The organism is Nitrospira lenta, assembly GCF_900403705.1.
GTDB lineage: Bacteria > Nitrospirota > Nitrospiria > Nitrospirales > Nitrospiraceae > Nitrospira_D > Nitrospira_D lenta.
Genome location: NZ_OUNR01000022.1, coordinates 94,184 through 108,320, shown reverse-complemented (window position 1 = coordinate 108,320; position 14,137 = coordinate 94,184). Strand labels below are relative to the sequence as shown.

14 protein-coding genes and 2 tRNA genes are annotated in these 14,137 nt (G+C 57.4%); 4 read left to right on the top strand and 12 right to left on the bottom strand.

From position 1 onward, the window contains the following. Positions 1 to 134: 134 nt before the first annotated feature. The 4 genes from NITLEN_RS17680 to serS all read right to left on the bottom strand — a co-directional run bounded on the left by NITLEN_RS17680 (position 135) and on the right by serS (position 2,653). A tRNA-Ser gene (locus NITLEN_RS17680) sits at positions 135 to 227 on the bottom strand. 504 nt (positions 228 to 731) lie between these two features. Further along, entirely contained in the window at positions 732 to 932 is a 201-nt protein-coding gene (locus NITLEN_RS17675) for a hypothetical protein (protein WP_121990969.1), read from the bottom strand. A 324-nt stretch (positions 933 to 1,256) separates the two neighbouring features. Then, a tRNA-Ser gene (locus tag NITLEN_RS17670) sits at positions 1,257 to 1,346 on the bottom strand. A gap of 23 nt (positions 1,347 to 1,369) precedes the next feature. Then, a complete protein-coding gene (gene serS / locus NITLEN_RS17665) occupies positions 1,370 to 2,653 on the bottom strand; it encodes a serine--tRNA ligase (RefSeq protein WP_121990968.1) in 1,284 nt (427 codons plus the stop codon). Between the two features lie 140 nt (positions 2,654 to 2,793). Between serS and NITLEN_RS17660 the strand changes: the two genes are divergently transcribed. Continuing rightward, complete coding sequence (locus tag NITLEN_RS17660; RefSeq protein WP_121990967.1) at positions 2,794 to 3,825, top strand: PA0069 family radical SAM protein; 1,032 nt, start codon at positions 2,794 to 2,796, stop codon at positions 3,823 to 3,825. Next, a complete protein-coding gene (locus NITLEN_RS17655; RefSeq protein ID WP_121990966.1) occupies positions 3,822 to 4,202 on the top strand; it encodes a rhodanese-like domain-containing protein in 381 nt (126 codons plus the stop codon). Before NITLEN_RS17660 ends, NITLEN_RS17655 begins: the two co-directional genes overlap by 4 nt. 10 nt (positions 4,203 to 4,212) lie before the next feature. Here the strand turns inward: NITLEN_RS17655 and NITLEN_RS17650 are convergent, their stop codons facing one another. From NITLEN_RS17650 to NITLEN_RS17640, 3 genes are all read right to left on the bottom strand, one after another. Continuing rightward, positions 4,213 to 4,764 (bottom strand): OmpH/Skp family outer membrane protein, encoded by a 552-nt coding sequence (locus tag NITLEN_RS17650; protein ID WP_181416978.1) that lies wholly within the window; start codon positions 4,762 to 4,764, stop codon positions 4,213 to 4,215. A gap of 95 nt (positions 4,765 to 4,859) precedes the next feature. Next, a complete protein-coding gene (locus NITLEN_RS17645) occupies positions 4,860 to 6,434 on the bottom strand; it encodes an HD-GYP domain-containing protein (RefSeq protein WP_181416977.1) in 1,575 nt (524 codons plus the stop codon). Beyond that, positions 6,427 to 8,226: a HEAT repeat domain-containing protein gene (locus NITLEN_RS17640; protein ID WP_121990963.1), complete on the bottom strand. Its 1,800-nt coding sequence runs from the start codon at positions 8,224 to 8,226 to the stop codon at positions 6,427 to 6,429. Before NITLEN_RS17640 ends, NITLEN_RS17645 begins: the two co-directional genes overlap by 8 nt. Before the next feature lie 129 nt (positions 8,227 to 8,355). Here NITLEN_RS17640 and NITLEN_RS17635 point away from each other — a divergent pair, with 129 nt between their 5' ends. Together NITLEN_RS17635 and NITLEN_RS17630 are read left to right on the top strand one after the other, a co-directional pair. Further along, complete coding sequence (locus tag NITLEN_RS17635; RefSeq protein ID WP_146216243.1) at positions 8,356 to 8,997, top strand: GDSL-type esterase/lipase family protein; 642 nt, start codon at positions 8,356 to 8,358, stop codon at positions 8,995 to 8,997. A 5-nt stretch (positions 8,998 to 9,002) separates the two neighbouring features. Beyond that, positions 9,003 to 9,326 (top strand): thioredoxin family protein, encoded by a 324-nt coding sequence (locus NITLEN_RS17630; protein WP_121990961.1) that lies wholly within the window; start codon positions 9,003 to 9,005, stop codon positions 9,324 to 9,326. A gap of 7 nt (positions 9,327 to 9,333) precedes the next feature. Here the strand turns inward: NITLEN_RS17630 and zwf are convergent, their stop codons facing one another. The 5 genes from zwf to ltaE form a co-directional block, all read right to left on the bottom strand. Beyond that, positions 9,334 to 10,878 (bottom strand): glucose-6-phosphate dehydrogenase, encoded by a 1,545-nt coding sequence (zwf, locus tag NITLEN_RS17625; protein ID WP_181416976.1) that lies wholly within the window; start codon positions 10,876 to 10,878, stop codon positions 9,334 to 9,336. Between the two features lie 28 nt (positions 10,879 to 10,906). Further along, positions 10,907 to 11,800 carry a phosphogluconate dehydrogenase (NAD(+)-dependent, decarboxylating) gene (gnd, locus tag NITLEN_RS17620; protein WP_121990960.1) on the bottom strand — a complete coding sequence of 298 codons (894 nt, stop codon included), beginning with the start codon at positions 11,798 to 11,800 and terminating at the stop codon, positions 10,907 to 10,909. Positions 11,801 to 11,943: 143 nt separating this feature from the next. Continuing rightward, entirely contained in the window at positions 11,944 to 12,729 is a 786-nt protein-coding gene (locus NITLEN_RS17615) for a hypothetical protein (protein WP_121990959.1), read from the bottom strand. Continuing rightward, on the bottom strand, positions 12,729 to 12,956 hold the full coding sequence (locus tag NITLEN_RS17610; protein WP_121990958.1) for a hypothetical protein: 228 nt from the start codon (positions 12,954 to 12,956) through the stop codon (positions 12,729 to 12,731). Before NITLEN_RS17610 ends, NITLEN_RS17615 begins: the two co-directional genes overlap by 1 nt. Positions 12,957 to 13,025: 69 nt before the next feature. Then, positions 13,026 to 14,054, bottom strand: coding sequence for a low-specificity L-threonine aldolase (ltaE, locus tag NITLEN_RS17605; protein ID WP_121990957.1), 1,029 nt, complete (start codon positions 14,052 to 14,054; stop codon positions 13,026 to 13,028). Positions 14,055 to 14,137 lie beyond the last annotated feature (83 nt).

Here is a 14,137-nt window from a genome sequence, read left to right as displayed (position 1 = left end):
GTCATCCTTTCTTGATGGTGGCGATGAGAACCGTCGATTGATCTTACCTTACGATATGAAGGTGCTTCGCACAACTGGAAAGAATTGAGCGAGGGGTGCTGTGCCGATGGGTTCGGTCGACGACCGGCGTTGGATGGCGGAGAGGGAGGGATTTGAACCCTCGGTAAGGATATTCTCCCTACGACGGTTTAGCAAACCGTTGCCTTCGGCCACTCGGCCACCTCTCCACGACCAGTTGCATAGGGGTCTGTCCGCAGGCGGGCAGAGTCGTCAGCGCAGTTACGTCGCTCACGAGCGGGCTGATATTACCTCAGCCGGTGCAAGAGGTACAAGTGAAAGGTCTTTGTTGCCTGGTTAAAAGTTTAGCCAGGTCATGCGGCGTTCCTGGTGTCCCATTGAAGGCTTTGGATGTGACGTCTGGATCTGGCGAGAAGTGTGAAGGCTGTCGAGTAGAGGTGTCGCACCAGGGGAGTGGTTTTAGCTGAGTGTATGGGGACCGTGGCGATGGCAGGTGCCGCTCCATTCTGTGCGAGGGATGTCGACTCATCTGAGATAGAGGAGAGAGAGGCTGTGTAGCGAAGCTCGATGGTGCTTGGCCGAACGACTCCGCTCAGCGCAAGCAAGTGCAGGGCTTTTTTCTTTTGAGCGCGTGTTTGCCGGTAGTGAGTCCATCGTGTCAATGGCATGGATCTATTCTCCTGTGGTCGTAAGCTGCGGTGATGTCCAGTGTCCTACATCCAAAGTACTTTGCCGAAATCTTTATCGAGCCCTCTGGGGTGATGGCACTGGGTACATCGCGCAAAGAGTGTCCCGTCTTCCGGAGTCAGCGATGAGCGAAGGATGATTTGGTAGGTGTGTCCTCCGCAGGACGCGCAGGCTTTTCCTCGGATCTCTCGGCGAATGGCTCCGACCTTGCCGACTTGTTTCTGCATGTGCTCCCTCCTTGTCTCGGACATTCCTCATGTCGTATCCGCTGCGCACAGGTGATGTCAGGATAGGCGAGACTGTGTGGACTGGAAATACCGTAGAGGTAGGAGTGCACTAACCGAAAGTGGGAGGACCTTCTAGGAAGCTGTTGTGCAAAATTACGTGGCGCAGCAGGTCGAAAGTTTGTAGATATATTAGTAGCTTAAGACGTGAGTGTGAATGGTATAGGTGTGATTTTTGGCGGGGTGAGTATTGCCATCATGGGCTGAATGGATGGAGTGCAAGGGAGATCTGAATGGAGGTGAGGTTGTGACTATCTGAGAGATTTATGGCGGAGGGGGCGAGATTTGAACTCGCGGATAGGTTGCCCCATCTCCAGTTTTCAAGACTGGCACGTTCGGCCGCTCCGTCACCCCTCCGAGCCGTAAGAAGATATGTGGCACTACTTTCTGATGCAGTCAAGCCCTCCCATATAGGGGCGGAGCGGTGCGGGGACGACAATGCTCCCATCCGCTTGCTGGTAGTTCTCCAAAATCGCGAGCAGCGTTCGGCCCACGGCGAGGCCCGATCCGTTCAAGGTATGGACGAACTCTGTCTTGGAGTCCTTCTTCGCGCCTTTTGTGCGGTACCGGATGTTGGCGCGACGGGCCTGAAATGCCTCAAAGTTGCTACAGGAGGAGATTTCACGGAAGTGCTGTTGCGAGGGGAGCCAGACTTCGATGTCGTACGTTTTGGTGGCTGAAAACCCCATATCTCCGGCGCAGAGCGTCATGACGCGATAGGGTAATCCTAATCCCTGCAAGATGCTCTCTGCGTGACCGGTGAGGCGTTCGAGTTCGGCCTGTGACTGGTCAGGGGGGCAAAATGAGACGAGTTCGACTTTATTGAACTGATGGAGCCTGATCAAGCCGCGGGTATCTTTCCCATAAGACCCGGCTTCGCGGCGGAAGCAAGGCGTATAGGCGGTATAGCGGATCGGCAATATTTCTTCGTCCAGCAATTCATCTCGGTGGAGATTTGTAAGCGGCACTTCGGCTGTAGGAATCAGGAAATAATCTTCGTCCTTCAGACGGAACAGATCCTCTTCAAACTTAGGCAGTTGGCCTGTGCCGGTCATGGTTGCGCGATTGACCAGCAGGGGAGGAAGCACTTCCCGGTATCCGTACTGCGTCGTATGGCGGTCCAGCATGTAGTTGATAAGCGCGCGTTCCAACTGGGCTCCGGCCCCGGTCATCACGACAAAACGGGCGCCGGCGAGCTTGGATGCCCGATCGAAATCGAGAATGCCTAAGGCTTCACCGAGTTCCCAATGGGGTTTCGCCGGAAAGTCGAAGGAGGGATGGGTGCCCCATTGACGGATTTCGACATTATCCGAGGCATCGTGTCCCGGGGGGACTGATTCATGCGGCACATTCGGAATGCGCAAATTCAGATCGGTAAGGGACTCTTCTACGCCGCGCAGCGTGCCTTCAATCTCACGAATGCGATCCCCAACCTGCTTCATGGCGGCCACCGCGCTGTCTGCCGGTTCCTTGGCCCGTTTCAACCGGGCGACCTCGTCAGAGCCTTTTTTGAGATCATTGCGGAGCAGTTCCACCTGCATGGTCAGATTGCGACGCTCCTCGATCAGCTGCTTCATGGTGTCCCAAGGGACATCGGTCCCCCGGCGGCCGAGGCGTTCGCGGATTGAGTCGAGATGGTCCCGCAGTTGACGTAAATCGTACACGTGGTACTCCTCAGAAAGTTTGAGGAATCTAGCATCGGGGTTAGGTAGAGTCAACGAAACGCGTGCTACCGGGTGAGAGGTCGCCGTCGGGTGAATTTACGTCGATTGACAATCGCCATTCGTGTCGCCACGATGATGTGATGCGCACGGTATCGAATCCTCCCAATCCATTTGAATCGTCCCATCGCGAATTGCTGGAGCCTGCTTCCACGGCAAGAGTGGAGATCTTTCACGATGCGAGCCGGGAAATTCTGAGTCGCAATGACAGCCCTGATCTGCCCTTTCGCTGGAGTGTCAATCCCTATCGTGGCTGTTTCCATGGCTGTGCCTATTGCTATGCGCGTCCGTCACACGAGTATTGGGGGTTCGGAGCCGGAACCGATTTCGAGTCCAAACTGGTGGTGAAGGAGGATGCGGCGGCTTTGTTGCGTCAGGCCTTTGAGCGTCGATCCTGGAAGGGGGAGCTGGTCGTATTTTCCGGGAATACCGATTGCTATCAACCGCTGGAAGCCTCATACGGGCTGACGCGTGCCTGTTTAGAAGTCTGTGCGGACTATCGGAATCCGGTGGGAATCATTACGAAGGGTGCATTGGTGCTCCGTGATTTGGACGTGTTAACAAGGCTGCGTCAGAAAGCCTGGACACGGGTCTACTTCAGCATTCCGTTTGCCGATGATGCCGTGGCCAGAAAGATGGAGCCGCAGGCGCCGTCGGTCGGCAAACGATTTGAAATCATGAAGGCTCTCGCTGAGGCGGGGATCTCGACTGGTATTTCGATTGCTCCGGTCATTCCTGGACTCAACGATGAGGCGATTCCTGAGTTGTTGGAGCGGGCGCGGGCTGCCGGCGCATGTGCGGCGACGTTCAGCTTGTTAAGGCTCTCCGGTAGCGTTGAGCCCGTTTTTTTGGAACGAATCAAAGAAGCATTCCCGGATCGGGTCGCGAAAATCACTAATCGACTTCGTGAGGTACGAGGGGGCCGGCTCTCCGAATCAGCGTTCTTTGATCGGCACCATGGAACGGGAACCTATTGGCAGATGATCGAGCAGTTATTCGAGATGACTAGGCGTCGGGCCGGTTTTGCCTGCGATCGGGAGGACGCGATTCCCGATACTTTCAGGCGGCCTAGCGGAGCGCAGACCACATTGTTTGACCAGGAGGAGGAAGGATGAAGCACAATCCAGGGTTTCTGAACCTCGTGAACCAGGCCAAAGCGCGCGTCAAGGAATGTACGGTGGCCGATGTGCGGAACCGCCTGGCACGCGGCGAAAGGTTTCACTTCATCGACGTACGGGAAGACTATGAGTTTGCGAAGGATCACGCCAAAGGGGCGTCTCATGTGGGCAAGGGAGTGATCGAGCGCGATATCGAAACGATGATTCCTGAGAAACAGACCCCGATTGTGTTGTATTGCGGAGGCGGATTTCGCTCGGTCCTGGCGGCGGATGCGCTGCAACAGATGGGGTATACGAACGTGATTTCGATGGATGGGGGTATTACGGCGTGGAGAGAGGCCGGCTATCCGCTTGAGGCAGGACAGCCGGCCTAGTCCGTGAGCGCTACTTATTCGTGCGGTCGAATTCTTTGATGACCTGGTCCGTCAGTTCAACCGTGTCTTTATTATAGATCACGATTTTCACTGTCTGTTCGCTCCCGCGGTCGACCACAATGGAGAAGCCTCCCTTCTCGGCCACGGTTTGTGTGGCTGAGGCGATGCGCTTCATATAGTCGTCGACGAGCTCTTTCTGCTTGCCCTGAAGCTCCTGATTAAATTCCTGCGCGCGCTTTTGATAGTCTTGGATTCTTGCCCGGAACTGCGTTTCTTTGTCTTTCTTCTCTGCCTCGCTCAACTTGGCGAGCTGGTCCTTGAGCTGCTTTTCGTAGTTCCGCAATTCTTCTTCATCGCGAGAGAGCAGCTTCTGCCTCGTGCTGACGTATTCCTTGAGTCCTTCGAGGGCTTTCTTGCCGGCTTTCGACTTCTCCAAGACCATCTGCGGGTCGACCACGCCCATCTTGAAGGCGTCGGCAGCCTGCACGGTCGTCGAGAGCGAGCCCAGCAGCAGAGAGAAGAAGGCGGAAGCAACAAGCGTCTGGACGACGGGGATGCGCATATGAACACTCCTTAGGCTAAGCATGAAACGGATGTGTGGGTAAGCGTCTGTCAGAATAACGAGGCGCTGAGGGCCTGTCAAGACAGCGCGGGGGGCTAGACGAAATAGCGGCTGGTGTCGAATTGATGTTCCGTATTGTCGATGAGGCGCACGATGCTGTGCCGGTAGTCGCCGGAGATATCTTTGACGGTGAGGTCCAATTCCGGACCGCTATCCATCAGGTTCCCTTCGGGATCGGCAATCACTTTCACCAGCGGTCGTTCGGCATCGGCTCGCTCGACCGCAGGTCTGAGGACAACGGCCAGCTCGTCGGTATTCAGCATGACGAGGCTGCCAATGGGTACGATGCCGACGCAGTTCACGAACAGCTTCAAGAGCGTTGCGTCAAAACTTTTCCCGGATTTGCCGAACATGATGTTCAGCACCTTGGAAGGTGACATCGGTTCTCGCCGGTAGACGCGTGAGGAGGTCATCGCATCGTAGCAGTCGGCAATCATCAGGATGCGGCCGGTGAGCGACAGTTTCCAGGGTGTTTTTAACTTGGGATAGCCGGAGTAATCGAGATTCATGTGATGTTCGAACGAGGCGGCGGCCATGCGGGCTGGGAGGTTGGTAATTCCGCGCAACTCCGCGAGGCTCAGCACGCCTTCAGTCGGATGATTCCGCATCGCGACCCATTCTTCGTCGGAAAACTCGCCGGGCTTATTCAGCACTTCAAGGGGGATCGTCGATTTGCCCATATCGTGAAACAGCGCGGCCAGTCCGAGATCCGCCAGTGCAACCTTGGGATAGCCGGTGCGGTTGGCCAAGGCAATGGAGAGCAGGGAGACGTTAACCGAGTGATTGTGGGTGTATTGATCGTGGCACCGCAGGGTGGTCAATCCCAAGAGAGTCGCCTCGTCCTGCATCATCAGGTCCACGATGTTCTGGATCGCTCGCTTGGCCTGCTTGAAATTGACTGTGCCGCCATCGCGCACAGATTTCTCGAGCCCTCCAACGGCGCTGGCAGCTTTGGCGTAGGCATTCTTGGACTGGATCTTATGTTGGACCTTCGTATCCGTGCTGGTTTCTCCAGGCTTCCCCGAGTCAGATCCGGCACTCAAATCCTCGTGGAGCTCCAGCTCGCGAGGGTCCTCCAAGTCGATGCCGTTGACGTCGCGCGTTTTCAGTTCTTGCCGGAAGTCGTCCACGGATTTTGTGGCGGGATCCATGCTGACGAAGAGGTAGGCGAATTCTCGAAGGTCTTTCGAGGTCACGACGGATCCGAATGTCAGGCCGCCAATTTTCCACTTGTTCAGTGAGTCGATGATGCTGCCGATGACCGCCATCTGTTGGGCGTTGACCTTCAGATGACTTTCGCCGAGGAACAGGAAATCGTTTTGCAACCGTAAGGTGACGGGCTGATCGTGGGCCAGCGTCTGAATCAGCGTCAGCATGGTCTCAACCGGCTTATCCAGCGCGGCGTTAGCTCGGCCGTGAATCTTTGAGGTTTTGATGAGCGTGTTGAGTTGAGTAATCAGCTGGAAGCCCAGCATCACGAGTTGCTGATCGAGAATGTCGCCGGCCTCGGAGCCGTGGCCGATTTTTTGCGACAGGGATTTCTCGTGAGTCAGCAGCGGCTGCGTCTGGTCGTCTTTAGCGGTGGGCTGAGCGAGCTTGAAATCACTCACGGGCGTCCTCATGTAGCGCGGGTGGAGGCGTGCTGGTCTTGGACTGCTTCTGCAGTTGTGTGAGCGCCATGGTGCAGGCCTGGCGGACCGCGGCGCTTCCCTTGTTCTTGCCGAGCTCTAACGTCGCGATCGCGGCAGGGGTCGCCAGTTTTCCCAGGGCTTCTGCCGCCAGGACGGCGCATTCTTCTTTTTTCTTTCTGTTGGTCCAGGCCCATTCCATGAAGAGACTTTCCCAGTAGGGAATGGCGGCATCTCCGCAGGTGGCGCGGATCGCTTGATACAGTCCGCGTTTTTCGCTCAACGAGCGTTCCAGAAATGTGTCGCCGGAGAGCATCGGGGTCCACTGCGGAAACGGAGCGGTATAGCGTCCGGTAGCCAACAGCTTCAATGCGGCGATACGGACGGAGTCTTCGGTATCGGACAGGCAGAGAATGAGCCGAGCGCCATTGCCGGTGGGCGTGAGGAGCCCGAATACTCGAATCGCTTCCTTGCGGACCTGCGCATCCGGATAGCGCACGAGCTTTTCAACCGCTTCGGCGAAGACCGGATTATTCCACTTGGCGACGATGGCGAGCAGGTTTCTGACATACACCGGTCGTCGGTCGGTGAGGCCGCGAATCAACGGCTCGGGATGGTCTTGGGCTAAGGTGTGGAGCGTTTCCGCCACAATCGCCTGGTGGGTCGGGTGTTCGAGATTCGCCATCAGTGAGCAGAGGAGAGAGACGGCATCCGGTCCCATCAAGAGGAGTACGGTAGAGAGGCCTTCGGTGTCGGGGTTCGGAGTCCGGTTCAGATATGCCTCGATAGCTTTGATGTGTTCCGGTTTGCCGAGGCCGGTCAGGAGGGTGGCCAGCTGCTGCTTATGATCTTCGGCAATATCCGGACGAACGGCCTCTGTTTCGTGGAGGATGCTGAGGACGGATTCAAGCACGGCCCATTTCCCCGCGTGAAACAGCGCCGTAATGACGTGGCTCCAGAGGGAGAAGAGTTTTGTCAGCAGGGCCGGCGATTGCTCCGATGCCAGAATCGCGGTGAGGACATCGAGAATGTAGGTCGTACTGTCCTGCTGGCTCTCCATCTCGATTTCTTTGGCGAGCGCCACCAGCTCTTCCTCCGTGACCTCATAGCCGACCAAGCCGGACTGGAATCGCGCTTTTTGCTGGGCCGCGGTCTGGGTGTCACTGCTCTCAGATTGTGCGTGGTGCTTCTTGCGTTCTTGATCGAGCAGTTCCCGGAGGGTTGAATCTGACGTTGTAAGAGGGTTTAGCTTGAGGAAGGCGTCCGATCCTCCGGATGCTTTGGCAATTTCTTCTGCCGTAACCAGCGTCAGCGCCGGCATGTTTTTTTGCCAGAGGCGAGTCACGATGTCGTCGTCGTTCTCCTGGTCCTGGCTTGCCCAGAGGGCCTCGAGGAAAAATGACAGATCTTCCTGAGTCAAATCTTGATGCAGCACGAGTTCGCGAATGCCGTCGGCGTAGAGCTTGAACGCGAGGTTTTCACTGCCTCCCTCTTTCTCGGCCTGATAAACGACTTCGTCTTTACAGAGCAGCTCGGCGCGGGTGACGAGAAACGTGAGTTTGGCGTAGGTGCTGAGGTGGCTGGAAAGTTCCTCAAAGAGCTGTTGGGAGAATTTCATCGCCACCGGATTGGTGGCCCCATAGGTGCGATTGGATTTGGCAGTCTTATCGAGAAGCTTCAGGACGCGCTTGACTGAGGCGATTTCAGGATCTTCAGTTCCCTTCGCCGCTACCGCCGCTGCCATCATCTCTTGTGCGGTCTTGAGATCAGACATAGTGATACACCTATCGGGAGGTCGAAAATTCGTCAAGGGAATGAGTATTCTTGACTAGCTGAACTCACGAAGGCTGATGTGAGCATCGGGCTTGTCAGCTCCCCAGACGGTCGGTACAATCGCGGCATCATGCATTCACGATCGCCTGTTCACATCGTCTGTTTCGGCGACAGCCTGACCGCTGGGTTTCAGTCGCCGACCAGAGAGAATCCTCAAGGGAGTTCCACCCCCTATGGCGAATCACTTCAAGAGAGCGTCGGATCGGCCGGCCGGGTTTCCATCAGCGGTATCTGCGGGGAGCTCACCGGGGAAATGGTCCTGCGATTCCGAAAGGATGTCCTCGCGCATGAACCCCGCTTTGTCGTGATCCTGGGAGGCACCAATGATCTAGGGTGGAACGGGCCGACGCATGAAATCATGCGTAATCTGGTGAAGATGTACGAGCAGACGCTGGCTGCCGGAGTCGTGCCGGTGCCTGTGACGGTGCCGTCTTTACGAGTCGAGGATGCAGGCAACAGCCGGGAAGGGATGGCGTGGGTGGCTGAGCATCTAGCGCGGCGGTTTGAGCTGAACGGTCTGATTCTCGACTATGCTCGAACGAAACATCTCACCGCCGTCGATCTCTTTGCAGCCACCGCTGAACCCGAGACCAACTTGTTGGCCCGTGAGTATTCCAACGACGGATTGCACCTCACCACAGCGGGCTATCGCCTCTTTGCCGATCTGGTCTATCGGCAAGTTCTCCAACCTGTCTTGTCGAAGTCATCGTAGCTCCGATGTCATCACGCCTCCAACCGGTGACCGACGTGGATTTCGACAGGATTGTCGAACGCGCCACGGTTCCGGTGCTCATCGAGTTTTGGAAGCCGGGATGCGGCCATTGCAAAAGTCTGATGCACGAACTGGAGCAGGTGCAGGGGGAACTCGGAGCGGAGGTCCTCGTCCTGACTATGAATGTCGATGAGAATTTCCAGATTCCGGCTGAGTTGGAGATCTTCTCGCTCCCGGCCTTGGCGCTGTACCGGGACGGTTCCTTCGAGCGATTCATCGGCGGGCTGGGGAGGAAGGAAGAAATCCTGAGACAGCTTCAGCTTGGTTGAGAAGGGGCTACAACGTCCGCCAGGACCGGCCGTCGTTTTGAATGAGGCGGTCGGCTTCGACCGGACCCCATGTGCCGGCTTGATATTCAGGAAGCCACCGTTGACCGGACTGCTGCCAGCCTTCGAGGATCTGGGTGATCCAGGCCCAGGAGGCTTCGACCGCATCGCGGCGCATGAAGCGTGACGCATCGCCTACCATCACGTCCAAGAGCAAGCGCTCGTAGGCTTCCGGCGACGGCCTGCCGAACACTTCTCCATATTTGAAATTCATTTCGACTGGGTGGGTTTGTGCCCTGGTACCCGGCACTCGCGAGACAATTCTGAGCGACAAGCCTTCTTCCGGCTGGATGCGGAGCGTCAGCACGTTCGGGGCTTGTGGTGATTGGCCGTTGGCATTGAAGAGAATTTGCGGAATGTCCTTGAACTGCACCGCGATTTCACTCGCGCGGAGCGGCAGCGCTTTCCCGGTGCGCAGATAAAACGGCACGCCGGACCAGCGCCAGTTTTCGACGAAGCATTTCACGGCGACATAGGTCTCCGTGGTGGACGTGGGGTCCACGCCTTTTTCTCGTCGATAGCCCGGCATGGGTTCGCCGTGGGCGGTCCCTTCGGTGTATTGCGCGCGCACCGTAAATTTTTCGACATCCTTGCCGATGATCGGGCGCAAGCAGCGGAGCACTTCCATCTTGGCGTTGCGGACGACATCCGGGTCGAGCGAGTAAGGCGGCTCCATCGCCACCAGGCAGAGCAGCTGGAGCATGTGATTCTGGACCATGTCGCGCAATGCGCCGGCCTCTTCATAGTAGGACGATCGGCTGCCGACCCCTTCCGCTTCACTGACCGTAATCTGTACATGGTCGATGTACTTGTGGTTCCAGATGGGCTCGAAAATGCTGTTGGCAAACCGCACGACCATCAGATTTTGGACGGTTTCTTTGCCCAGGTAATGATCGATCCGGAAGATCTGCGACTCGTCGAACACGCGTCCGGTGACGGTGTTGATCGCCTGGGCCGATGTCAAATCTCGCCCAACCGGTTTCTCCACAATGATCCTGGCATAGGGCGCGTGCCCGTTGTCTTTGATTGCCACGCCGGAACTGGAGAGTCCTTCGCATACCGGCGTGAAGGAGCTGGGAGGGATGCTGAGATAGAAAATGCGGTTGCCCGGCAACTGAAATGTGCGCTCGAGTTCCTCGGCGCGGGCTTTCAGCCGCACGTAGGTAGTCGGATCGTCATTCTCTCCGGCCATGTAGAAGAGATGATTGGCAAAGGCATTCCACGTTTCGTCGATCAACGCTTGGCGGGAATGTTTCACTACACCGTCCCGCAAGGTCGCGCGGAATTCTTCGTCGCTCATCGGTCTCCGTCCGAGACCCAACACGACGTAGTTTGACGGCATCAATCCGTCCAGCAGCAGGTTGTAGAGTGCCGGGATCAACCGGCGCTTGGCGAGGTCGCCCGATCCGCCGAAGATCACCAACGTCGTCGGCTCAACCGGAACCGAGGCTTCCTGCGCCGGGCTGATTTCTATGCGGTCATTCGATAAGGCCATGGTGTGTTCGTTCCGGTAAAGCGCATGGTTATCGGCGGACGGCATGCCCGCCGAACGCGTTGCGGAGTGCGGCGAGCATTTTCTCCGCGAAGGACTGGTCCTGTCTGGATCGGAAGCGCGTGAAGAGGGCCGTGGTGAGCGTAGGAACCGGCACATCTTTTTCAATGGCATCCGCGATCATCCAGCGGCCTTCGCCGGAATCCTGCACGAAACCTTTGAGCTTGTCGAGCTTGGGGTCGTCCTTCAAAGCATCCACCGCCAGTTCCAGCAGCCATGAACGGACCACGCTGCCGTGCATCCAGAGGTCGGCTACGCGGCCAAGATCCAGATTGTACTCACTCTTAGACATCAATTCGAACCCTTCGGCGTAGCCCTGCATCATGCTGTACTCGATGCCGTTATGCACCATTTTTACATAGTGCCCGGCGCCGTGTCCGCCCACATGGGCCCAGCCGTTTTCCGGTGCGAGCGTCGTGAAAATCGGCGTAAGCCGTTTGACCGGAGCATCTTCTCCGCCGATCATGAGGCAGTAGCCGACTTTGAGCCCCCAAATCCCGCCGCTGGTGCCGGCGTCAATGTAGTGGAGTTGCTTCTTCTTGAGATCGGCGGCCCGGCGAACGTCATCGTGAAAACGGGTATTGCCGCCGTCGACAATCGTGTCACCCGGCTGCAGCAGCGCGGCCACGGCTTGCACGGTTTCTTCGGTCGGTGCGCCGGAGGGTACCATGACCCAGACGGTGCGAGGAGCAGCCAGTTTGCCGATCATGTCGGCAAGGGATGATGCTGCAACGCAGCCTTGTCCCTCGGCCTGCTTGACCAGGTCTGCCGAGCGATCGAAGGCGACCACGCGGTGGTTGTCCCGCCGCAACCGGGTGACCATGTTCATGCCCATTTTACCGAGTCCGATAAATCCCAGTTCCATAACGACTCCTTGGCATCCGTCCTGAAAACGGAGGTAAACGGTGAATCGATGAATAACGGGAACGAGAGGGAATCGTTCCCCTGTTGGGTGACCGTGTGATGTTGTCCAACCGCTGAGAATCCTGCTTCGATGATGCGAGAAGCCTAATCGATTCGTGCCGGATTTGGAACATCCTTAAAGAGTAGATCGGCAAATTGCCGTCCAAAGTTGAGTCGGTCCGCAAAATTCGCGGTGAGGAGAAATCTGGCCGCCAGTTCCGCCAACGCTGGTTCGCGGGAGGACATGAAGCGGTGGATGTCGACCGGAGCGGTCAGCCAGAAGCCTCGGATCCGGAAAAATGCCATGGTGGCTTCTTCGAAGAAGAGCGTCAGGAGATAGTGGGCCAAGGCCGGCTTCTCACTCACATCTTGCGCTTTGCCTAATAAGTGGAGGCACTCGGCTTTCAATCGAATCTGTTCGTTCATCGAGGCCGGAGTCGGGCCTTGTCGGAATCGCTGGTTGGCCTTTTCAATCACCTTGGCGCTGATTCCGTCATGATCGAAGAGCAATCGGGCCTTCCGCAGCAACGACGGCAGGCGAGTGGAGTAGGCCAGTTCGTCTTCGATCAGCTTGTGGCCGAAGTAACGAATATCCACGAGCCGCTCGCCGGCCCGCAAAATTTCGTGGCCTTCACGGTCGCCTTTGACGAGGGCAATGAGGTCGATGTCGCTATGGGGAGTGAGGGCGCGTCGCGCACCGGATCCCACCATGAGAATCCCGACCAGGTCGCCTCCCCGGCGGCCTCGGATATGTTTGAGGGCCATCTCGACGCTGTCGTCGAATCCCGGCGGTTCGGGAATTGGTGGTTGCTCGGGCGGTTCTGGGACGTCAAGAAGCTCGGCATTCAGTTCTTCCCTGGTCGGGACCGGGGTAGCGAGGGGACTGTCCATTATGCTCCAGGGACCTGTTGGATGTGTTGCGGCAAGGCGCTAAGCCATTGTTCAAAGGGCTGCTCGGCGTCGACGATGATTTCCAGTTTTCCGTTTTGTAGCCGGCGCACGAGTCCCGGGACCTCCGGGGAGAGCGGGATCTCGACCCATTCCCGGTTGAGCCCGAGCGCGTCGGTGACATCGAGAATGCGGCTGATCTGTTGGAACGACACTACCTGGAGGGTCATTGTGGCTCCTGTTGATCAATGGGGCGCATTGTATGTGTCGTTGAAAGGAGGTGTCAACGGACATGGAGGTCAGTTGAGGACTCGGGCAAAGGCCTCAGTGGCTTCATCGATCTGTTTTGCCGAGATATTCAAATGAGTGACGGCGCGGAAGCTGCGGCCTCCGATTGCGTGGATGAGCACGCCGTGGTCTTTGAGTTGGCTCACGAGGTCAGCCGGAGTCAGGCGAGGATCAGGGACATCGAAGATCACAATATTGGTTTCGACATGTTGCGGCGCGATGCGCACGGCCGGGATCTGTTGCAGCGCCCGCGCCAGTTTCTTGGCATGGTCGTGATCGGTTTTAAGACGGGCGACGTGGTGTTCGAGGGCATAGATGCCGGCGGCCGCGAGGATGCCGGATTGGCGCATGGCCCCGCCGTACATGCGGCGGAAGCGGCGCGCGCGTTCGATCAGTTGGGTGTCGCTGGAGACCAACAGAGAACCGGCCGGCGCACCGAGCCCTTTGGAGAGGCAGAAGGACACTGTTTCGAAATGCTGCGCATAGGTGGAGGCCGGCAAGGTGGTGGCGGCGACGGCATTGAACAGCCGGGCGCCGTCGAGGTGCATCGGAATTTTGTGTTTCGAGGCGATGGCGCGAATTTTCTCAATGGTGGACAGCGAATAGATGGTGCCGCCGCCGCTGTTGTGCGTATTCTCGATGCAGATCAGTCCGGTCGGGATGCTGTACGGGTCTTTGGGTCTGATGGCCGCTTCGACCTGTTCAGCCGTCATGATCCCGCGATCGCCGACGACCCAGTGCAGTTGGACTCCCGCGAGGGCGCCGGCGGCGCCCTGTTCATAGCGCACGATGTGGGCCTTGCTCTCGACGATGACTTCCTGCCCCGGTTGAGTGTGCGCACGGATCGCTAACTGGTTGCCCATGGTGCCGGAAGGCACGAACAATGCGGCGCGTTTGCCGAGTAAAGCGGCGGCCATCTCCTGTAGTCGATTGACGGTCGGGTCTTCTCCATAGACATCGTCTCCCACTTCGGCGCGCGCCATGGCTTTGCGCATAGCATCGGTGGGTTGAGTCACGGTGTCGCTGCGGAGATCGATCATGAAGCCTCCTATGGAAGATGATGGCGCCCATTCTAGCAAATTTTTTCTCTTGCGGGAGAGTGGAGGGGTGGGGCACTGTCTGC